The organism is Proteus mirabilis ATCC 29906 (genome assembly GCF_000160755.1).
Taxonomy (GTDB): domain Bacteria; phylum Pseudomonadota; class Gammaproteobacteria; order Enterobacterales; family Enterobacteriaceae; genus Proteus; species Proteus mirabilis.
This window is the reverse complement of the sequence record NZ_GG668593.1, coordinates 1-19,899: the sequence shown is the minus strand read 5'-3', so window position 1 is coordinate 19,899 and position 19,899 is coordinate 1. Positions and strand designations below refer to the sequence as shown.

The 19,899-nt window shown below is 33.4% G+C and carries 21 protein-coding genes and 2 pseudogenes; 10 read left to right on the top strand and 13 right to left on the bottom strand.

The genetic code is table 11. The features are described from left to right. The first annotated feature begins 35 nt into the window (after window positions 1-35). The 3 genes from HMPREF0693_RS17705 (at window position 36) to HMPREF0693_RS17695 (ending at window position 1,652) form a co-directional block, all read left to right on the top strand. Window positions 36-449 carry a type II toxin-antitoxin system HicB family antitoxin gene (locus HMPREF0693_RS17705; protein WP_004247034.1) on the top strand — a complete coding sequence of 138 codons (414 nt, stop codon included), beginning with the start codon at window positions 36-38 and terminating at the stop codon, window positions 447-449. Window positions 450-544: 95 nt separating this feature from the next. Next, complete coding sequence (locus HMPREF0693_RS17700) at window positions 545-1,045, top strand: response regulator (protein ID WP_004247032.1); 501 nt, start codon at window positions 545-547, stop codon at window positions 1,043-1,045. A 304-nt stretch (window positions 1,046-1,349) separates the two neighbouring features. Beyond that, on the top strand, window positions 1,350-1,652 hold the full coding sequence (locus HMPREF0693_RS17695) for a LysE family translocator (RefSeq protein ID WP_223293454.1): 303 nt from the start codon (window positions 1,350-1,352) through the stop codon (window positions 1,650-1,652). A gap of 112 nt (window positions 1,653-1,764) precedes the next feature. On the opposite strand, the gene HMPREF0693_RS17690 is transcribed toward HMPREF0693_RS17695, so the two are convergent. Continuing rightward, entirely contained in the window at window positions 1,765-2,343 is a 579-nt protein-coding gene (locus HMPREF0693_RS17690) for an RBBP9/YdeN family alpha/beta hydrolase (protein ID WP_004247030.1), read from the bottom strand. Window positions 2,344-3,192: 849 nt separating this feature from the next. Between HMPREF0693_RS17690 and HMPREF0693_RS17680 the strand changes: the two are divergent. After that, a pseudogene (locus HMPREF0693_RS17680) lies at window positions 3,193-3,939 on the top strand (class I SAM-dependent methyltransferase); the annotation flags it as partial. A 176-nt stretch (window positions 3,940-4,115) separates the two neighbouring features. Here the strand turns inward: HMPREF0693_RS17680 and HMPREF0693_RS19215 are convergent. Continuing rightward, entirely contained in the window at window positions 4,116-4,292 is a 177-nt protein-coding gene (locus tag HMPREF0693_RS19215; RefSeq protein WP_004247026.1) for a hypothetical protein, read from the bottom strand. Window positions 4,293-4,743: 451 nt separating this feature from the next. Between HMPREF0693_RS19215 and HMPREF0693_RS19210 the strand changes: the two genes are divergently transcribed. Continuing rightward, window positions 4,744-4,902 carry a hypothetical protein gene (locus tag HMPREF0693_RS19210; RefSeq protein ID WP_004247025.1) on the top strand — a complete coding sequence of 53 codons (159 nt, stop codon included), beginning with the start codon at window positions 4,744-4,746 and terminating at the stop codon, window positions 4,900-4,902. A 288-nt stretch (window positions 4,903-5,190) separates the two neighbouring features. Here HMPREF0693_RS19210 and HMPREF0693_RS17675 read toward each other — a convergent pair whose 3' ends face one another. The 6 genes from HMPREF0693_RS17675 to HMPREF0693_RS17650 all read right to left on the bottom strand — a co-directional run bounded on the left by HMPREF0693_RS17675 (window position 5,191) and on the right by HMPREF0693_RS17650 (window position 10,344). Then, the gene (locus HMPREF0693_RS17675) at window positions 5,191-5,685 is read right to left on the bottom strand and encodes an anti-virulence regulator CigR family protein (RefSeq protein WP_004247024.1); all 495 of its coding nucleotides are present in this window, start codon (window positions 5,683-5,685) and stop codon (window positions 5,191-5,193) included. A gap of 145 nt (window positions 5,686-5,830) precedes the next feature. Further along, window positions 5,831-6,586 carry a class I SAM-dependent methyltransferase gene (locus HMPREF0693_RS17670; protein WP_004247023.1) on the bottom strand — a complete coding sequence of 252 codons (756 nt, stop codon included), beginning with the start codon at window positions 6,584-6,586 and terminating at the stop codon, window positions 5,831-5,833. Between the two features lie 264 nt (window positions 6,587-6,850). Next, entirely contained in the window at window positions 6,851-7,777 is a 927-nt protein-coding gene (lpxL, locus tag HMPREF0693_RS17665; RefSeq protein WP_004247022.1) for an LpxL/LpxP family Kdo(2)-lipid IV(A) lauroyl/palmitoleoyl acyltransferase, read from the bottom strand. Window positions 7,778-8,233: 456 nt separating this feature from the next. After that, on the bottom strand, window positions 8,234-8,446 hold the full coding sequence (gene cspE / locus HMPREF0693_RS17660; protein ID WP_004247021.1) for a transcription antiterminator/RNA stability regulator CspE: 213 nt from the start codon (window positions 8,444-8,446) through the stop codon (window positions 8,234-8,236). A gap of 414 nt (window positions 8,447-8,860) precedes the next feature. After that, window positions 8,861-9,718 (bottom strand): alpha/beta fold hydrolase, encoded by an 858-nt coding sequence (locus tag HMPREF0693_RS17655; RefSeq protein WP_004247020.1) that lies wholly within the window; start codon window positions 9,716-9,718, stop codon window positions 8,861-8,863. A gap of 293 nt (window positions 9,719-10,011) precedes the next feature. Next, on the bottom strand, window positions 10,012-10,344 hold the full coding sequence (locus HMPREF0693_RS17650) for an MliC family protein (protein WP_004247019.1): 333 nt from the start codon (window positions 10,342-10,344) through the stop codon (window positions 10,012-10,014). Between the two features lie 351 nt (window positions 10,345-10,695). On the opposite strand from HMPREF0693_RS17650, the gene HMPREF0693_RS17645 reads away from it, so the two are divergent. Further along, window positions 10,696-11,592: an AraC family transcriptional regulator gene (locus HMPREF0693_RS17645; protein ID WP_004247018.1), complete on the top strand. Its 897-nt coding sequence runs from the start codon at window positions 10,696-10,698 to the stop codon at window positions 11,590-11,592. Between the two features lie 78 nt (window positions 11,593-11,670). Here the strand turns inward: HMPREF0693_RS17645 and HMPREF0693_RS17640 are convergent. Further along, window positions 11,671-13,168: pseudogene (locus HMPREF0693_RS17640) on the bottom strand (C69 family dipeptidase). A 561-nt stretch (window positions 13,169-13,729) separates the two neighbouring features. Here HMPREF0693_RS17640 and dkgB point away from each other — a divergent pair. Then, window positions 13,730-14,533, top strand: coding sequence for a 2,5-didehydrogluconate reductase DkgB (gene dkgB, locus HMPREF0693_RS17635; RefSeq protein WP_012367745.1), 804 nt, complete (start codon window positions 13,730-13,732; stop codon window positions 14,531-14,533). 55 nt (window positions 14,534-14,588) lie between these two features. Here the strand turns inward: dkgB and yafC are convergent, their stop codons facing one another. The 3 genes from yafC to cbpA all read right to left on the bottom strand — a co-directional run bounded on the left by yafC (window position 14,589) and on the right by cbpA (window position 16,879). Then, window positions 14,589-15,485 carry a DNA-binding transcriptional regulator YafC gene (yafC, locus tag HMPREF0693_RS17630; protein ID WP_004247012.1) on the bottom strand — a complete coding sequence of 299 codons (897 nt, stop codon included), beginning with the start codon at window positions 15,483-15,485 and terminating at the stop codon, window positions 14,589-14,591. Between the two features lie 144 nt (window positions 15,486-15,629). Next, window positions 15,630-15,935 (bottom strand): chaperone modulator CbpM, encoded by a 306-nt coding sequence (gene cbpM / locus HMPREF0693_RS17625; protein ID WP_004247011.1) that lies wholly within the window; start codon window positions 15,933-15,935, stop codon window positions 15,630-15,632. Continuing rightward, window positions 15,935-16,879: a curved DNA-binding protein gene (gene cbpA / locus HMPREF0693_RS17620; protein WP_004247010.1), complete on the bottom strand. Its 945-nt coding sequence runs from the start codon at window positions 16,877-16,879 to the stop codon at window positions 15,935-15,937. The genes cbpM and cbpA overlap by 1 nt, the downstream gene beginning before the upstream one ends. Window positions 16,880-17,231: 352 nt before the next feature. On the opposite strand from cbpA, the gene HMPREF0693_RS17615 reads away from it, so the two are divergent. Then, the gene (locus tag HMPREF0693_RS17615; protein WP_004247785.1) at window positions 17,232-17,564 is read left to right on the top strand and encodes a TehB family protein; all 333 of its coding nucleotides are present in this window, start codon (window positions 17,232-17,234) and stop codon (window positions 17,562-17,564) included. 2 nt (window positions 17,565-17,566) lie between these two features. Next, window positions 17,567-17,911 carry a DUF1869 domain-containing protein gene (locus HMPREF0693_RS17610; protein WP_004247008.1) on the top strand — a complete coding sequence of 115 codons (345 nt, stop codon included), beginning with the start codon at window positions 17,567-17,569 and terminating at the stop codon, window positions 17,909-17,911. A 233-nt stretch (window positions 17,912-18,144) separates the two neighbouring features. On the opposite strand, the gene HMPREF0693_RS17605 is transcribed toward HMPREF0693_RS17610, so the two are convergent. Next, window positions 18,145-18,675 carry a GNAT family N-acetyltransferase gene (locus tag HMPREF0693_RS17605; protein ID WP_004247007.1) on the bottom strand — a complete coding sequence of 177 codons (531 nt, stop codon included), beginning with the start codon at window positions 18,673-18,675 and terminating at the stop codon, window positions 18,145-18,147. A gap of 585 nt (window positions 18,676-19,260) precedes the next feature. On the opposite strand from HMPREF0693_RS17605, the gene HMPREF0693_RS19625 reads away from it, so the two are divergent. Continuing rightward, a complete protein-coding gene (locus HMPREF0693_RS19625) occupies window positions 19,261-19,452 on the top strand; it encodes a hypothetical protein (protein WP_004247006.1) in 192 nt (63 codons plus the stop codon). Window positions 19,453-19,899 lie beyond the last annotated feature (447 nt).

The window sequence follows — 19,899 nt, the reverse complement described above, 5'->3', positions numbered from 1 at the left end:
CTCATATAGGGCGCGCTCTTTATGGAGATGAAATTATGTTATATCCAGCCTTTATTGAAATTGATGAAGATGGTAGCGCAAGTGGCTGGTTCCCTGATATTGATGGTTGCATCTTTGCGGGGGACAGTATTGAAGAAGCTCACGCAGATGCGAGGAGCGCTATTGATGCCCATTTTGAATTGTTAAGCGAGAAGGGTTTAGATATCCCCTCTCCAAAATCTCAACAAGAGCATTTAATTAATTCTAGTGGTGATTACAATAATGGAATATGGCTTTTAGTTGATGTTGATATGGATAAATACGACGGACGAGCAGAGCGTATTAATATCACATTGCCACATCGATTATTGAGTCGCATCGATACTATCGTAAAAACAAATCCTGAATATGGGAGTCGTAGCGGATTTATTGCCACAGCAACCCGTAAAGAACTCCAAAAGAATATTTAATAATAGTTATAAGCCTCGCCTGTATAGGCGAGGTAATCTCTATCATCTTTTAGTTGTAAAGAAACTACCTTTTTTCTTCTGATATAAATCGCGTAATGCTTGCGTCATGGCCAGAAAACGGGAATGTGGTAATATCTTCTTTATTATGGCCATTGATTGTATGTTTTTTAATTTTTTATTTTAGAAAGCATCTATTAAAGCTAATAGATACTTTCTTTGATGGCAAGTTAAATATAAAAATTTCAGGATTTGAACTAAATTTGAAAGAAAATTCAATACAACAAGGTCACATTATTCTAGATCTACAATCTAAACTTGTTGAAATGGGAAAGAAAATACACACATTACATCCTAATTCAGAAAAAATTTTACTGCCTAATATTCCAATGAAAAAAAAGGTCTTATGGGTTGATGATAACCCTTCAAATAATAGCTATTTGATTGAAACACTAAAAATAAATCATATAGATGTAGATACTTCACTTTCAACAAGTGATGCCATTGAAAAAATAAAAAGCAATAACTTTGATGTTATAATATCAGATATGGGGAGACCCGAAGACGATCGAGCTGGCATAACTCTTACAAAAAAATAAGAGATCTTAAAATTCAAACTCCAATTTTCATTTTCTGCGGTAATTGGGCCTCTACAAATTTACGTGAAGAAGCTAAAAAAGCAGGTGTTACTGATATAACTTCATCAGGAACGGAGCTTTTAATAATGCTGCCCATTAAATTTCTATCTTTACTCCTCAACTTCATTAGTTATTCAAAACTTAGGTGCCCTAGGCCAATCCCAGTTGCTTGAATTGGTTCACCATCGGCACCAGTTAATTCTATTTTTTCAACATACCTAAATGCTGTGCAACCATTCCAAGTGCTTCATCTTAATTACGAGTAATAACCTTATTAGCAAGGCAAGAGTTTTTTATTGCAGCAGGAAATCCAAAGGCAATACTTATCTTTACGGCCTTTCTTCCGCAATTCGTTAGCCCACAATTACCGGCTAGTTCCCAGTTTCTAATACTTGGTTCTTTATTCTTGTTACTCGAGTTTATTGCAATAATGCTCTACGCTTGGTTAGGCTTACACATGAAAAAGTTGCAAAAAAAACCACATGCTAAAAAAGTGTTCAATCGTATGTGCTCAAGTTTATTAGCTAGTGCAGGGATTGGGCTTTTAGTTTCACAGAAAAGCCATTAAATAACACCACACGCTGAGTAAACAGTCGCCTTTTATAAAGGTAAAGGCGACTTTTCTTTCTTTTATTTAAATGACTGATAAAAACCAATTGACGAATATTCTGATATTGTATTTATAGCTTATATTGATTCAGCATATATTTAAAAATATCAAGCATGACTGGCAATTTAATATAGCCTTCTTTATCAAGAAAATGTCCCGCATCTTCTTCAATAACAATTTGAGTTTGTAATTGACTAGCTAATTTTTTGGATGAATCAGGACTCACAATCCAATCATTGGATGATATTAATGATACCCTTTTATCCGATATTTTAATTAACTTACTATAATTCAGGTTATTATAAATATGAGAGTTCAACTCAGGTAAAGTTTTTTGTTCACTATTAAAACCAGCGACTAAAATATACCCGCCTATTGTTATATCTTCACAAGCCTGTTCAGAAAGAAAACGTAATAAAGTTATACATCCCAGACTATGCCCAATAAGAATAGTATCTTTATCAAGTATTATGTTTTCATCGGCAAGTTTTTGTTGCCACTCATTAGGGTTAGGATGATTAGGCTCAGGCATCATAGGTATACTGACATCATATCCTAATGATCCAAGCTCTTCTTTCAACCATGGAAACCAATTATCCTTGGGAGATGCAGTATAGCCATGAACAATAACAACTCTTTTGCCTTTCACTCATCCTCCTATATAGATACACATTATCAAAATAATAAGTTTAATACCTGTATACCCTAGGTATTGATAAAATTTAGTATGGTAAGTAATAAGTCACCCACGATTTAGAAATAATAAGATAATCACGGACACAACACAAGCAAGTACTGTTTTTATAACCAGTTATTTTGTATTCTTATTAAACATAGCTTCTGCACTACTCTCTTCACTGAGGACAAGGTTTTACGATACACCTGATAAAACACCACATGAAATAGTTTGGTCTGCAAGATAAGCGTCGGCCAAGGTCCGGGGTTCCCCTGTTCACTATCTTTTACTTTGATATATTGTAAATAGATGGCTCAACCAAAATAAAACTATCATCCGGCTCACACTTTACAGACTTACGCATTTACAAATCTAAAAAATCGATGAAAATGTCCTAGTGTAAACAACCTTTAATTCCTATCTGAGGCTTTGATGCTGGAAAATGTAATCATCTAATAACCACTATTTCGACCTTTTAGGGCGAATAGCTGGTTTCAATGCGCTGTATTCTCATGCAAGCACCACAATATGTTTGCTTATATTGCATATGATGATTAAACAGGTTTTCTAGTATGGATCCATCACATCAAAAATACTATTCTTTACTTATTTCTACCCAATTTACGTTTATTGGCGCTATAGCTAGTTGTATCACTCTTATTAAAGATTATTGCCAAAATCTAGATGTCCTAACGTATAAGCTTACCTTTCTAAAAAAATTAAAAAGCAAATTAAATCAGTTAGATAGTAATATTATATCAATAATATTACTAGGTTTAATAATGTCCACACTCTCTTTTATAACAATTAAAGGAAATTAAAATGGATATTCCTCGTATTTTCACTATTAGCGAAAGTGAGCATCGTATTCATAACCCTTTCACACCAGAGAAATATGCCACCTTAGGTCGAGTATTACGAATGAAAGAAAACTGGCAAATTCTTGATCTCGGAAGTGGCTCTGGTGAAATGCTATGTACTTGGGCTCACGATTACAATATTACAGGTATTGGCATCGATATAAGCCCGCTGTTTACTCTACAAGCAAAATCTAGAGCAGAAGAGTTAGGCGTCAGCCATCGAGTACATTTTATCCATCATGATGCCTCAGATTATATTAGTGATAAAAAATGTGATATAGCAGCATGCATAGGAGCAACTTGGATTGCTGGTGGTGTAATTGAAACTATCGAGCTACTAGCAAAAAGTATTAAAACAGGTGGGCTTATTCTTATCGGAGAACCATATTGGCGACAAATTCCAACAACACAAGAGATAGCACAAGCTTGTGGTGCTTCATCCATATCAGATTTTTTAACTTTATCTGAGCTTGTTGTCTCTTTCGACAATCAAGGATACGATCTAGTCGAAATGGTACTGGCAGATCAAGAGGGTTGGGATAGATATGAAGCTGCTAAATGGATGACTATGCGCCGTTGGCTTGACAAAAATAGTGCCGATAATTTTGCTCAAGAAATTCGAACAGAATTGACTATAGCCCCTAAACGTCATGTTAGTTTTACACGAGAATACTTAGGCTGGGGGGTATTTGTATTAATTGCTCGATAAAATAACACTAAAGGTATAGTCTAAACGGGCTATACCTTTTAAATTATTATATTTATATAAATTTAATATCCACAGATAAATATATAAAATCATCTAAGATGGATAACCTTATATAAGACTACCCATCTTATAAGCACTTAGAAAATATATATTATTTAATATAGTGATTTTTATTATTAAAAATTCATTAGCTTTTTAAAATAATAACCTTTTTTAGTTTTAGGAAATTTTCTGCCGTAGTATATTTTTCTTTCGTGTTCACGGCCTGCGTATTGATCATTCCCATAAAATTGTCCATATAAAGCAGTTTTAGGACATATATCGTTAGAAAAAAACTTATCACTACTATCCATTATTATTTTCCTCAATTATTTTAGAGTAAATAGGTTCCTCTTAGATTTGTTAAAAATAAATTTTTTATTTCTTTGCTATTTTTTAATAGCTGCTAACTACCATACTACTTATATAAAAAATTTCAAATAAAGTATGGTTAAAATATAAATTATACAATATATAATACTTCTATATTTACGGAGTAATTTTTAATATTAATTATTGAGATTTATAGCACTAAATAGAATGTTTACAGAAGGTAGTTCTGATAAAAAATTTATCTCAAGTACTTTATCCTTATTTTTTAGTCTGTTGACGGGAAAAAGCAAGAAAAATTGCAATAAAAACGCTCCATACAGATCACATTTAATAAGTGAGGGTATTAATAGCCATCAAATGATATTAATTATCATTTGCATTTAGTCAATATCCCTACTATTGTTATCTCTTCTACTACTAAGGAGAAATATCATGGTTAAACCAACAATGTCATTACGCTCTCAGCATGTTAAGAATTTAGCAAAAAAGATAAAAAAAATGCGTGCCATAGAAAAGGCGATTAATTGTAATAAAGAAGCAGATCTACTTGTTATTATTAATAAAAACCCAACACTTGTTTTTATAAAATAGCTAAGCACTTGGTTTTTTATATCAAAAAATAGTAGTCACAATTTCAGTGGGGTTGACAACTCAAATGATAATGATTATCTTTTAACTCGTGAATAGTTGAGTGCGTTACTCGGTCTTTCACAACGACATTGCTCACATTGCTTCTAGTATTTATTGACCAACTCTCCTAGCGTTGGTCTTTTTTTTATTTTTGCCTTTCAATAAACACAAAACCTTCCCTGTTAGTAGGAAGGTTTTATAGTTTTGAAGCAGATATAACATGACATTAAAATGAGGCTATGTTTTACCTTAATCAAAAACATTATTAATAACAGAGGCAATAATTGATGTGGTTATTGCGATTAACACCAAATCATTACCCACTATCTGCCATTCATATCCATCGTAATGCGGTAACTGACTTAGCATAATGCTGGGTACGGCTTTTTTCGCAATACCTGGAGGTAATGGCTTACCTCTTGTTAAATTCTTTGCTATTCCCGGAGGAAGACCTTTATATCCAGTTAGATTGTTCTTTATTGCTAATGCTCTTGCATCATCATAAGTGATTGAGACAGAGAGCCCTCCTCGACTATCAATACGCAGTTGCGAAGAAAATCCATCTTGTTGGTTTACGTTCTGGTGTCCTTTATTAAAACCGTTGTTACCTCTTTGATTTTGATGACTATGGGGATTACCGTTTCCATTACCTTTACCATTTCCGGGATCGGCGAAGGAATTCAAAGAAACCATAAAGGTCAAAGTAGCTATTAAGCCATGCTTTAATAAAGTGGGTATTTTCATGTGAGTTATTCCTTAAAAGGACGCCTTACAACGTTATAATTCCACACATAAAAATACAACTGCCAATATTCTGATTAACTTTAGAAAGGCGAAATAAATGAGGCTATAAAAATTAGCTTTAAATACAGCCTCTTATTATTTAATGCTATTTTTTATACGCTTCAAAAGTCATAATTTCTGTCGTATTACTGGGGGTTTGCAGATACTGGTAATCGGCTGATATTGTGATCTGTTTAAAACCAATCAAGCGTAGTATTTGTTCAAATTCAGACACACCAAACCATTTTAAGCTGAAAACTTCCCATTCACTTTCAATGATCTTGCCATCTCGCCATTTATCATAACGATGGTGTGAAGTAGTTAACTGATTTATATAATCAATTTCAGCATTAATTATCTGTAAGGTAATTAGATCGCCTTCTGGTGTATTAAATTGGCGACTAGTACATTCACCTTTAACAAAATGATGGGCAAGACTAATATCAACCAATAAGCGCCCACCAAACTCAAGCGCTTGATAACACTGTTTTAAGGCTTGGATCGCCTGCTGTTGCGTATTTAATAAGAGGAATGTCCCTGTAGGAATAATAATAGCCTCGACAGGGGTATTAACTTCAAAAGTGACTAAATTATTTTGAGTTACGTAGTTGGTTGTAAACCCATGCTCGATTAGATTTTTCTTACAAAATTCAAGCATCTCTTCGGAAAGATCAAATCCCTCAATATTAAAACCTGATTGCAATAAAGGAATAAGGATGCGTCCTGTTCCTACTGCCGGCTCTAAAATTTTACCTTTAACATCTTTTAATCGCTGTTGATAGTATTCAACATCGCCGAAACTGCATCCTATCGGTTTATCCAATTGATAAACTTGAGCCGATAGAGAGTGATAACTCTGCATAATATCCCTTAGTCTGTACCAATTTTTATGTATCTTATTAAAAACAAAAAATTATACAAGGCACCAAGGTATCTAGAGTAGGCCTTTACATTACCCTCACACTACTTATCCCCTTATAAAATTTAAGGTTGACAATCTAGTTGAGAATGATTATCTTTTAACTCGTGAATAGTTGAGTGTTTTACTAAACTATTTGCAACGACATTGCTCACATTGCTTCCAGTATTTACTGTGACCAACACTTAATGTGTTGGTCTTTTTTTATTAATAAAAACTGGCTTCACCTTTGGGTCTGGTCTTAAAGCGTCTATGAGCCCATAAGTATTGCTCTGGCGCTCGCATAATCTCAATTTCAATCAGATGATTCATTCTATCTGTATCATTTTGAATATTTTCTGTTGGATAATTATGAAGCTCTTTACCTATAATTAAGCTATATTTTTTATTATCATGGCCATGATTACGTACCAATGTTACCGTTAAAGAAGGAGCTCCTGATAACTTTGCTAATATAACAGCGCCTTTTGAAGTAGACGTTTCCTTCACCGAAAAAAATGGTGAAAAGGTGGTTCCTTTTAAGCCAAAATCTTGATCTGGTGCAAACCAAATGGCCTTCCCTTTTTTTAATTCAGTGACCATAAACTTTAAATTACGTCTATCAATCATACCTTTATTAGAACGGCATCTTGCCCTAGTTTGAATAAACTCCATCGCTTTATTATTATGAGGCCGATACATTGCGTTTACAGGGAAGCACAACCCCATAATACGCCCTCCAAGCTCCAACGACATGGAGTGAATACCAATCAACAAAATACCGGTATGCTTTCGATTAGCCTCAGTAAAATTTGTTATTCCATCGACTTGATAGATATTTTTCAGTCTGTTATCGCTCCAAAACCATGCCATGCCAGTTTCGAATAAAGCGATACCTAATGCTGATAAATTTTCCATAACTAGCTTATCGATATCTTTTTTACTTTTATTCGGAAAACATAACTCTAAATTTTTCTTTATTATCGAAACTCTTCTTTTAATAAAAAAACGCGATAGTAATCCTAAATGTTTTCCTAAGAATAAAAGCCACGTGTAAGGTAATTGTACTAATAAAAAAAGAATAAATACGCCTAGCCAAGTAAGAAAATATTTAGGGTGTAACAGATGTAGTGAAAAAGAATTTTTAGCGTACACAAGATTTGTCCTTTCGTCACTTAAAAGACTTCTTTTAAGCTTAAGTTAATTTAGACAACAGTTATTTAAGATAGTTTATTTAAGATAAGTTACTTAGTGAATACCACTTAATAAAATTTACCATTTATCTTATATAAGTTTATTTTAAACGGCTTTTTCCTATTCTTTTCTTAAAAAAAAACTACCAGTCATAGCTTTATTTTCTGATTGCTTTTATTCTAATCTTTTTGGAAAAATATGTAATAGCAAAGTAAGTAAAATTATTTTTATTTTCTTTTTTTATGTATGGTGAATATTTACCAAACTTTAATAATATCAGTTAGAATAAAATTTATTTTTATTAGCAAATAATAGATATAAAAAAACCTCACATCAGTGAGGTTTTTAAGTTATTTCGTCTAGTAAGATACACTTATATAAGTGTCTTTAAGTCTTAGACGCAATAATCCATAATTATTACAGACCGATAACATTAGCAGCTGCTGGACCTTTTGCACCATTTTCAATAGAAAATGATACTTCTTGGCCTTCTTTCAGTGATTTAAAGCTATCGCTTTGAATTGCTGAAAAGTGAACAAATACATCTTTGCTACCATCTTTAGGTGTGATAAAGCCAAAGCCTTTATCGTCGTTAAACCATTTAACTGTACCAGTCATTGTATTAGACATAGAATTTCCTTTAATAAATTTAGTTATGCCATAAGGCTAATTGCGGTTTGATTTCGGATTTTTACTTATGGGTACTATTTGAAGGAATTCGCAACGAAGAGGTATCAAGGATAGCGCTAAACGGTGAACTACTAAAAACTGGACTAACATAAATAGGTCTGTACTTCCAAACCAATGACGCTATTAAGTCATAGAATTTATTTTATAGCAAACTATTTTCACTTTTATTTTTTATAGAAGTGTAAATTTATTTTTTATTTGATTTATTTACCATGAAATTGTTAACCTTTACAAATAGATAGCTATTTATTGGGAATAAGCCTACTCAAAGTAGATACTGATAATTTTACAAAACAATCAATATCTACTGATATATTTATACCATCTACTGTTTTTATTGCTTATTTGCTCAGATTAACTAATAAGATTAGTTAAAATCTGTGATGTTTTAGTCCACAACAAAGAGCCACCTTCATTATCATAGACATAACGTTGTGCATGGGGAAAACGTTGAGACAATAACTTGCCAAAATCAGGCGAGTGAACAGTACTCGTATCCTTTAGTCCATACCATAATGTTGTAGGTGTGCTAATCATTTCTGGAGTAAATCCCCAAGGTTGCATCGTGATTAATAAATCTTGAGCATAGCCCTTATTTCCATATTTAAATGCTTCTTTCATACAAGCTTGATAAACAGGAAAAAATTTATTTTCTTGATAAAGAGCCAAATCAACATCAGCACTATAATTCAAAATAAAATCCATTAACCAGTCAGCGGTGATATTTTCAATGATCCAGGTCTTTAATCCATCAGGATCGAATAATGCCTGTTGTTGCATATTAACCACATCACTGGACAACAGTTTTTTTATTTCAGGATAATCTAGTTGATCTTGACCAGCAACAATTGCCAGCTTATCCACTTTACCATAGTAACAAATGGCCATTGCAAAAACAGCACCTTGAGAGGATCCTATCACACTGATATTCTTAATATTAAGATATGCTAATAAGAATAATACATCGCTAGAAAACGATTTTAATGTCTTTTTAGGATCAAAAGTTGATTCACCTAAACCAGGACGAGTCGGTGTAATAAGTCGAATATTTAACTTAGTTAACAGATCAGCATCCATACTTAATAGCCCACTCATCCCTGCACCTGTGCAGAATAATACCGGTTGACCATCTGATGGGCCAGATTCATACCAAGTTAACGTTCGATTATCTGGTAATAACAATGCATGTTTTTCGGCACTTGTAACTTTCATTAGACTGTATCCAAAATTAATTTATAGATAGAATACCCGTCATTAAAAAATGATAGATATAATAATTATTTTTCAGTTTCTTATTAAAACTGATATTAAAATTAATATTGAAACTAGCTAAGGATAAGATTTCATTTTAACTCTCAGTATGCATTGATTTATACAGTTATATTTTATCTGAGATAAAATAATCGATATTTAGATATCCTAACAAACTGCCGATAAAAAATATATAATGACTTAAAAATAAAGGCGAGTCTAGCTCGCCTTTATCTCAATAAATAATCATTAAATTATTTTACTATTTTACAAGTACGCCCTGTATCTTCAGCAATACGATCATTAACTATTTCATCTTCTGACATCGTCGCTAAATTGAACTCTTCACTACCTTTACCCCACAGTTGGAAACTTTCTCCAACATAACGCGCACCACTTGCAGCGACTGCAGATTTTAACACGATTAATTCATCATTATAATCCATTACGGCCAAATCATCATTAGGGAAAGAAACTCTGATTTTTTGCCCTTCACAGTCGTAAGTTTCTGTTTTAGCAGCTAATGCAGGTGTTGCAATAATTGAAGTTAATAAAGCAATTGCAGAGATAGAAAGTAATTTACGCATTTACATCTCCTAAAATAATTAAAGTAACTATGGTTAGTCCAATTAGGTTAGATAGCTTTTTTAAAATAAAAAATAAGATATCTCCGTATTTAATTATAGGGGTAATATAAAGAAATAAGCGATTTTCTAAGCAATTATTTCCCACTGTATAATAGTCTAGATTAGTTTTACTAGCTTAATTTTTAAGAATAAACCAACTCAAATACATAACTTTACATTATTGTTATTAACTTTTACCTTAATTAGAGTAACAGAATCTGCCTAATATGATATTATTGTCAAATAATAATTTGATTAATTTTCAATAGATTAATCTAATAATATCGATAAAGTGAAATAGTGGGAAGATCAATGCTTCAAGAAAATGTAGTTAAAGATATCATTGTTTGGATCGAGCAAAACTTAGATTCACGTTTATCATTAGATATTATTGCTGAAAAATCAGGCTATACCAAGTGGCACTTCCAGCGCTTATTTAAAGCATATACAGGAATATCTTTAGGCAAATATGTCCTAGCACGCCGTTTATCTTGTGGCGCTTATGCATTGAGGATCACTCGTAGTAGCCTTTTAGATATTTCTTTAAAATACCATTTTGATTCGCAACAAACGTTTTGTCGTGCGTTTAAAAAACAATTTAATATCACCCCTTCTGAATACAGGAAAAAGCAAGGTTGGGATATTAGTGAGCTTATCTTTCCAGCATTAGAAACTGTTGAACTTAAAGCAAAATATGAAGTAATGACCTTACCTTCTAAAGAGTTGATAGGTATGGCTCATCAATACAATAAAAATATTTCAGCATGGAATTATGATAAGAAAAAATTTAGAAAAGAATTCTGGAAGAAGTTTTTAAAAGAAATACATACCATCCCTACAGAAATGTATGCCACACATCGTGCTTCTGCAGGCTCGCTAGATGATACGACTTATATTTATACAACAGCAGTAAGTAAAGAACAATTAACAAGCTCTGCTAATATTTCCACTATGTCTAACGTAGAATTACCCAATGGGAAATATTTAGTTATTACTTTCGAGATGGATAATATTTTAGATTCCCTCACCGGGTATGATGATATTATTTATACTGTATATACCAAAGTATTGCCAAAGATGAATTTGCTACGTCGAGCTGGTCCTGATATTGAGCGCTATACCTTAAAACAATCGGTTAGCTATGATAAGTTAATCGGTCATAGTGAGCAACATCTACAAGAAATTAGTTACTATATCCCTGTTCTTTAGTCGCTAATAGAAATAAAAAGATCTCAATCTGATTACGCATCTTGAGATCTTTTTAATATTTACAACACGTTAAAGTAATTAATCTTTTTTAGATTGATTAGCAAAAAAGATCTCATCTTGTATATTTTTAGTTTTAAGAGTAAAGAGTTGATTAGTTAGGTTTTCAGTTAATTGCTCTGCATCAGCCATTACACGTAAATTAAATTCATTCAGCATGTTATCCGCTGCTGCTTTTATTTTTTTTACTCATTGACAAATAGTTAGCCTCCATTTCTTTTTGTTCTAATGCTGTTTTAGCTTCCCATTCTTGGTATGCTTTTTTAACAATAGGAGCAAATTGAGGATAATCTGTCATTACTAATGTTTGTAACTTACGATATTTCCAATAGATAGAGTCATTATCTGCTTTATCTGTTCCAATAGCATAGTGTTGCGGATATGCTTTTAATCCACTGTAATAAGGAACAAAAGCGGTTAGATCAGCCATTCCCAAACCAACATAAGTCACTTCACCAATCTCTTGCGGTAATTCAGGTCTTACTTGCATCACATGAGATTCATAAGTACGAAACACACTTATTGGTCTCCATGGTTCATTGCCATTCAATCCATTGGTATAAGGATCATGTTCTGTACCGTCAAAATGGTTGCGTAACATCGCTTTGGCGTCTTCTACTGATACTTTTTTCTCCGGTGTCAGCATAGGTGCAAATTGACGACCATCTGCCACATTCTGTTTCAGAGAAGGGTTAAATTGTTGCTGGATAACCCAAACCCTCGGGTAATTATAAGTGAGATCACGTTCATCATCACGCGTATAGGCTTTAGAAAAATTAAATTCGCCATCAGTGGCAGGATCATAAAGTCCTTTTTCTATTGCAAACTCAACTAAGTTTTTAGAACCTAAATTATCATTACTATCTGTATGGTAAGCCTGTAAACGCCCTTGATTACCCGTCGCAAAATATTTATCTTTTGGTAGTTTTTGCGCCATCCATTGATGACCTGTACCAGTTTCTAGGTACCACACCTCATTTTTATCAACGACGGCAACCCCAAATCCTTCTCCCGCACCTTGTGTTTCGATGATGTTCCCCAGTAATTCAATTGCTTCACGGGCAGTTTTTGCCCTTGAGAGTAAAATATCTGGAATATCATCTTCAGTGATCCCTGTATCTTCAACATAAGGATCGAACGCCAATGCTTTAGGTGAGGCAAAAATGGATTCTGTGCCACTCACCCCAACGCCTAGCTCATTAAAACCCGTTGCACCATGCAATTGAGTTTTCCAATTAGGTACAGTGGTATAACGTAATGAGTGTTTAGGTAGTGGATAAGTAAAGTTATTAGCGCCATGATGGGCTTGAGTGCTATAAATGCCAGTCTGATTACTTTTAGCTGGATGAATAACAAAATGTTGTGCTTTTAAAGCATCACTATCTGCGCTACGAGCTACAATCAAAGAGCCGTCATTAGTTGCTTCACTCCCTGCTAATAACGTTGTGCAGGCCAGAGCCGAAGAAACTAATGCGATATTAATTGACAAAGCGATAACAGCTTTTTTAAATAAAAACATATAATGCCTCATTTGCTTGTTATTTATAATTTATATCTCAATTAATTATCTCTATTTTAGAGTAAAAAACTTGATATTTTTTGGTCTGCAGAATATTAGCAATGAGAAACAATCAATTACCGTGATTAACATCTCAATGATTAACTATTTAAAAAATAAAAATCGCATCAGTCTAACAACCATTTTTTATAGTGCATATAAAATCAAATAATATTATATGATGTGGTCAAATATTAAAAAATATCGCAAACTATGTTGATTGAATTGTGTATTAAAATATAATCATATGATATATCGTTAATAAAAAAACGTATTTATTTACCTAAAATATAATTATAAATTTATTATTTTATTTTTAATTATGTTTATACCAAGAACTTTTTATCCCCTATAAACTGATATTTTTGATTATTGCTTTTATCACAAAAGTCTTTTGCTTTATAGCTTGTTTTTAGAACAATAAAAAAGACTATACTGTCCACCATGACGATGAGGCACCCAATAAGGTGTCACAAATATCAACTTAATTCCCCTACTGTTATTACCTTTCAGGAGAGATGTATGAGTGTTCCCGTTTTAGGTCTTGGTACTTTTCGTTTAAAAGACGATGCGGTTATAAATTCTGTAAAAACTGCACTAGAACTAGGTTATCGTGCTATTGATACAGCACAAATTTATGAAAATGAATCTGCTATAGGACAAGCTATTGCAGAAAGTGGTATATCTCGCGACGCGCTTTACATCACAACAAAAATCTGGGTAGAAAATTTAAGTAAAGATAAATTAATTCCTAGTTTGAAACAAAGCTTAAGTGATTTACAAACAGATTATGTTGACTTAACTCTAGTACACTGGCCATCACCAAATGATGCAGTTTCTGTTAAAGAATTTATGCAAGAGTTATTAGCTGCGAAACAGATGGGATTAACGCGAGAAATTGGTATTTCAAATTTTACCATTCCATTAATGGAACAAGCTATTGCTGCCGTTGGTGTTGAAAATATCGCAACAAACCAAATCGAATTATCACCTTATTTACAAAATCATAAAGTGGTAAATTGGGCTAAACAGCATGGCATTCATATTACATCTTATATGACTCTAGCTTACGGCAAAGCATTAAAAGATGAAACAATACAAACCATTGCTAAAAAACACAATGCAACACCAGCACAAATCATTTTAGCTTGGGCTATGAATGAAGGTTATTCTGTTATTCCATCTTCAACAAAACGTGAAAATTTAGCCAGTAATTTACTCAGCGTAAATATCAAATTGGATAGTGAAGATAAACAAGCGATTGCAAAGTTAGATTGTCATGATCGTTTAGTTAGCCCAGAAGGTTTAGCGCCTCATTGGGATTAAGATTAACCAATTTAAATCGTAATATAGGTGATATTATTTTTATCACCTATATGTTTTAACCTACTTTTTTAGCAATATACTCACTCAGAGAATCAATAAATACACGGATGCGTTGGCTAACCACTTTTTCACTATAATAAACGGCATTAAAAGGCATAGCTATAGGTCGCAGCTTATCGGGGAATAATTCGATAAATCGACCATTTTCGATATCATTAACCACCATAAAATCGGAAAGGCAAGCAATACCATTACCTTCGAGACACAATTGTCTTATCGTTTCTCCACTATTCGACGATATTCCCATAGGAGCTTCTAATAATTGTCCATTCTCTCGCTCAATAGGCCATGTGTTTAGTGATACTGGTTCAGTAAAAGTTAGACAAGTATGGTCAAGCAGATCTTCTGCGATTTTAGGCTGTCCATAACGGGCGAGATAGTCCGGGGTCGCAACGATTTTTCGATAACTATTCAATAGTGGTTTTGCCCGTAAACTGGAATCCGTTAAATTACCGACTCTAATCGCGATATCTACTTTACGTTCAATAAGATTGATAAATGTTTCAGATGAAACTAAAGAGAGGGTTATTTGAGGATATTTTTGCTGAAATTGTTTAATAAAAGGCACCAGTAGATGCAAAACAACCGGCGTTGCGGCATCAATACGTAATAGACCCTGTGGTGTTTTTTGTGTATTAATTAATTCATCTTCAGCTAATTTCATATCTTGCAAGATAACTTGCATACGATGAAAGTAATGCTCCCCCTCTTCCGTTAAACTCAATTGTCGCGTAGTCCGATTTAATAAATTAACGCCTAGCTTTGACTCAAGTTTTTTTACTGTACGACTAACAGCAGAATTGGCTAATGCTAATTTTTCTGCAGCACGTGTAAAACTACCACTTTCAACTACTGCAATAAAAACTTGGACTTCTTCTGAGGTGGCTTTCATGATTGACCTTAGAAACGAGTGAATAATAACCTAATGGTGAATCACTCTTATTATATAATATATACGCTAATTGCTTTAAAAAATTATTTCCATATCTTTATAGTTAGTTTCTCTCAAGCAATTAGCGATATATTATCTGACACTTTATTCATTATTAATAAAGCGCATAAGCTGTTGTCGAAGTTGTTTATTATCTTGCTTTAATCGTTCATTTTCATCCAACAATGTCAAGGCGATTGCAATACCATGCCAATCCAATGCTAACTCTCGATGAAGTTTTAACGCCCGATGTACAACAACAACTGCATCATCATTGAAAAACCACTCCTGTGTGGTAATTTCTACAGGCTCAATAACCCCTAATTCAACAATTTCTTGAAGTTCCTCTTTGGAAACACCAGTATGATGACAAAGCTCAGTCATAGTAAATATTGTTGTTAATTGTGCCATTATTTATTCTCCCAGTTTTTACGTGGATTATAATCGGCTTGGGCTTCGGCGAGTTGTTGCCATAATGAATGTGTTTTTTCATCCACTTTAGGTGGCATGACGACTTTCAAAATGGCATAGAGATCACCACTCTTTTGCTTACTTACTAAGCCTTTTCCTTTAATTCTCAGGCGTTGACCTGCCTGACTAGCGGGAGGAATAGTAAGTAAAATTTTATCTTTAAGTGTAGGAATAGCAATTTTAGTACCTAATGCGGCTTCCCAAGGTGCAATAGGAACCACAATTTCAAGATCATGCCCTTTTACATCAAATAATGGGTGAGGTGCAATACGAATAGTTAGCCATAAATCACCATTTTCTCCGCCATTCTCCCCAGCAGTACCTTGGCCTTTTAAACGAATACGTTGTCCATCAACAACACCGGCAGGAATTTTGACATTCAAGGTCTTAGGAATTTCTTTCTCTATCATGCCAAAGACATTATAAACCGGTAAATGATAGCTAATGGTACGCTTATGCTCTTCTTGTGCTTCTTCAAGAAAAACCGGTAATTCAATTTCTAGATCTTGTCCACGTTGTCTAGGTGCTTGACGTGAATGGCGCCCTTCAAAAGGTGAACCTTGACCAAAGAAAGAAGCATAAAGATCGTCAAAATCTTCCTGACTAAAACTTTGTTGGTTTGAATGTGAATTGTTGTGCTGTGTAAATTGTTTAAATTTCGGATCATTGCGGTGAGCCCAAAGTTCGTCATATTCAGCTCTACGCTGTTCATCACCAAGAATTTCCCAAGCTTGCGCTATTTCTTTAAAACGCTCCTCAGCATCTGGCTCTTTACTTACATCTGGGTGATATTTTTTCGCTAAACGGCGATAAGCAGTTTTAATTGTTTTCATGTCATCAGTGGGTTTTACCCCCATAATGGCGTAATAATCCTTTAATTCCATAGTGATATCTCGATTATGTTAAACATTAAATACCCTACATCTATAGATTATAGGACAGAGAACGCTTTTTTGTTAACCAAAATAAGTTTCATAAATCCCTATTTAAGCTCATTAGAGAGCTAAAATTAAAAATTTTTTATTTATTAAATATTTTAAATAAATAAAAACAAATAGTTAGAGCTAAATCGAATAACTAATCATCTAAATATCATTAAATTGCATTTGAAATACTTCTTTATTGGCGGTAAATTTTGGTCAAAGAAGAAATAATTTATCAGGTGATTTATCTCTGTTTTTTATTTTCACTAAGATAAAAAGCAACAAAATAACTGGCAATAATAAGGGAGAAGCAATGAAACGTATCATTATTCCCACAAACTATATTCATATACGAACAACGCCTTTTTGGACAAGGGAGACAGCCCCTAAATCAATCTGGGAGAGACATTTAGACAAAGGCACCCAGCAAGGGGTATACCCTAGATTATCCGTGATGCAAGGCACTATTATTTATTATGCCTATGCCGATCAATATAGCCCAAAGCCTACCGAAACCTTAGTGATTAAGGAGGGTGAGTTTGGTGTATTTCCACCAGAAACTTGGCACAGAATTGAAGCACAAACTGAAGACACCGTGTTTAATATCGACTTTTATGTTGACCCCAAAATACTTGCTGAAGGTTAAAAATGACTATGAAAAATGATAATAAAGGTTATTTATTGACACTTATTTGTGATAACAGTAATGATAAAGTAGAGAAAATCTTCCTTAATCCTAAGATACTTTATATTCCTGATGTTGCCGCTAAAGAAATTTTGTTATTAACTAACGAATTAAAGGGCAAAATAGATCTCTCAGCCCAAGCGCTGACTTTAACGCTCACCAATAAAAATAATGGTGTTTCAGTGGATAAAGAATGCGAGATAAAAGATTTACTTGATCCTGATATGGCGAGTCTAATGGTTAAAGATTTAATCAATATCGTCCGTGGTTATGATATGGATGAAGAAGCCAATGTTTGTGGTTGGTAAATTAAAAATTAATCAACAATTAAAGCAGTCACTATCTCATTCTATAAAGGAAATAGAGTTAATAAGCTACTAAATGATGAATACAATATCTTATTCATCATTTAGTACATTAACGATTATTAATAATTAAATTTTTTAATCGTTAATTTAAAAATAAGCTCTAGGACTGGGGCTTATTTTGGTGTATTTAGAAAAATATCATATATAGCAAAATGACATTAACTTATTTTTATTTAACTATTACTCTCAGGCTTAAGTTTAAACATAATGGTTGTAGCCTCAAACTTACCATCAACTGCTTGAGCAAACTCAGGAATTTCACCACTAACTTGCCAACCAAGAAAGCGATATAGACTCACCGTCATACCTTTTGTAATGGTATCTAAAGTTAAAAGTGTTATCCCTCTCTCCCATGCTATTTGTTCAGCCTTTTGCATCAATTGCTGTGCTATTCCTTTATGCCTATGATCAGGGGATACTAATAGTTTGCAAATCTCCCCACGATGTTTGCCATTTGGTTTAGTGCATAATTCAAGACCAACAACACCGACTATTTGTCCGTCAATCACTGCAGCAATTAATTTAAACGTATTTGTTGATAATGAGTGATTAACACTAAGCCAATAATTTCTCATATCATCTACTTGAGTTTCTGCGTCAGTATACCCAACACTTGCCCCACCAAGGACACATCTATATAACAATTTGGTGAGTTGTTCTATTTTAATTTCACTTATTTTGTCATCATAACAATAAATCATCATATTGAGTGTCCCCAGTCGTAAATATATTCAACCATAATCTATTCGAAATATTTAGAGGTTACAATAATGCTCAATACTCTTTATACAAACAGAAATTTGAATAATTATGAATAAAACTATTAACTAGGAAATTTTTTAGTGGATCAAAGGAAGTTAAGGAGACACTAGGAGACATTGAAATGGCGGAGGAGGAGAGAACAAAATAAATAGGTTAACACACTGATTTATATAAAAATAAACATACAAATAAATTTTCATACCCCCATAAATACCCCTTTTGGATTTTTAGAGGTTATTTTTAGATAAGACATGAATGCAAAAAAAAGAAAGGTGATACTTTTATACCACCTCCTCATTTTTAATTCCACCTATCCAAAAACTAACTGGAGCTGTTATGAACCTCATGAAGCTAATCCAGAAAGAAAAAAAGATAATGGAATTATTTAAGCCTGATAATTTTGCATGAGTAGCTGGCGAAATAGGCGCCCCTCCTTTTGAGGTTTCTGGTGTAGCTTAATGCTTAAAGGATAGGATTCTTTTAACAAGAAAAGTATTCTCGAATCTACTCGCAGAACATTAGATAGCATGGTTAAAGATGGCTTGTTAGAAAAAATATCCAGCTATGAGAGACGACAAAACAAACACCAAGGCTCAAGTAGCTCTCCTGGTGTTCGTTGTGTCGTTAGTCGATATGGCTTATGTGGAAAGTGTCGTCTTGTGAAATGCGAAGATGACGGAGAGGATTTTATTGAAGGTGAGTGTGTGGTAGTTGGCTAACCAACAGGCAGTTTCTGGCACCTTAAATACTCAAACGTACTTGCTGTGCTTTATCATGTGGTGTAATAAAAATTGTCACCACAAATAAAAGAACAAAAATTGAGCAATTAAATACAAAGTAGCGTACACTGAATCACGATATCCCTATAATGGGTGAAAGATATGAAAGCTTTTAATGTGATAAGAATGTTTCAAGACGCACCAGTACAAGTTACCTGCCCAAGTTGTTCTTACGTTGCAAAATAAAATAAACACAAGCTTAAGAAGAACCTAATCTTATTAGGTCCTAATTGTGGCTACATGTTTTATTTCAATAAAATATAAACACAACTCAATATACCAGTTGTTGCCGTAGAAATTGAACGACAACAACCAGCACATTTATGAATGTATTTTAATAAAGGGTTAGTGTTTTATAATGAAAAAAATAAGAAGTTGCTACACGGA

Coding starts and splice junctions, on each gene's coding strand:
- HMPREF0693_RS17705 (WP_004247034.1), top strand. CDS start 36: ATGTTATATCCAGCCTTTATTGAAATTGATGAAGATGGTAGCGCAAGT.
- HMPREF0693_RS17700 (WP_004247032.1), top strand. CDS start 545: ATGCTTGCGTCATGGCCAGAAAACGGGAATGTGGTAATATCTTCTTTA.
- HMPREF0693_RS19215 (WP_004247026.1), bottom strand. CDS start 4,292: ATGGATAGTAGTGATAAGTTTTTTTCTAACGATATATGTCCTAAAACT.
- HMPREF0693_RS19210 (WP_004247025.1), top strand. CDS start 4,744: ATGGTTAAACCAACAATGTCATTACGCTCTCAGCATGTTAAGAATTTA.
- HMPREF0693_RS17675 (WP_004247024.1), bottom strand. CDS start 5,685: ATGAAAATACCCACTTTATTAAAGCATGGCTTAATAGCTACTTTGACC.
- HMPREF0693_RS17670 (WP_004247023.1), bottom strand. CDS start 6,586: ATGCAGAGTTATCACTCTCTATCGGCTCAAGTTTATCAATTGGATAAA.
- cspE (WP_004247021.1), bottom strand. CDS start 8,446: ATGTCTAATACAATGACTGGTACAGTTAAATGGTTTAACGACGATAAA.
- HMPREF0693_RS17655 (WP_004247020.1), bottom strand. CDS start 9,718: ATGAAAGTTACAAGTGCCGAAAAACATGCATTGTTATTACCAGATAAT.
- HMPREF0693_RS17650 (WP_004247019.1), bottom strand. CDS start 10,344: ATGCGTAAATTACTTTCTATCTCTGCAATTGCTTTATTAACTTCAATT.
- HMPREF0693_RS17645 (WP_004247018.1), top strand. CDS start 10,696: ATGCTTCAAGAAAATGTAGTTAAAGATATCATTGTTTGGATCGAGCAA.
- dkgB (WP_012367745.1), top strand. CDS start 13,730: ATGAGTGTTCCCGTTTTAGGTCTTGGTACTTTTCGTTTAAAAGACGAT.
- yafC (WP_004247012.1), bottom strand. CDS start 15,485: ATGAAAGCCACCTCAGAAGAAGTCCAAGTTTTTATTGCAGTAGTTGAA.
- cbpM (WP_004247011.1), bottom strand. CDS start 15,935: ATGGCACAATTAACAACAATATTTACTATGACTGAGCTTTGTCATCAT.
- cbpA (WP_004247010.1), bottom strand. CDS start 16,879: ATGGAATTAAAGGATTATTACGCCATTATGGGGGTAAAACCCACTGAT.
- HMPREF0693_RS17615 (WP_004247785.1), top strand. CDS start 17,232: ATGAAACGTATCATTATTCCCACAAACTATATTCATATACGAACAACG.
- HMPREF0693_RS17610 (WP_004247008.1), top strand. CDS start 17,567: ATGACTATGAAAAATGATAATAAAGGTTATTTATTGACACTTATTTGT.
- HMPREF0693_RS17605 (WP_004247007.1), bottom strand. CDS start 18,675: ATGATGATTTATTGTTATGATGACAAAATAAGTGAAATTAAAATAGAA.
- HMPREF0693_RS19625 (WP_004247006.1), top strand. CDS start 19,261: ATGGTTAAAGATGGCTTGTTAGAAAAAATATCCAGCTATGAGAGACGA.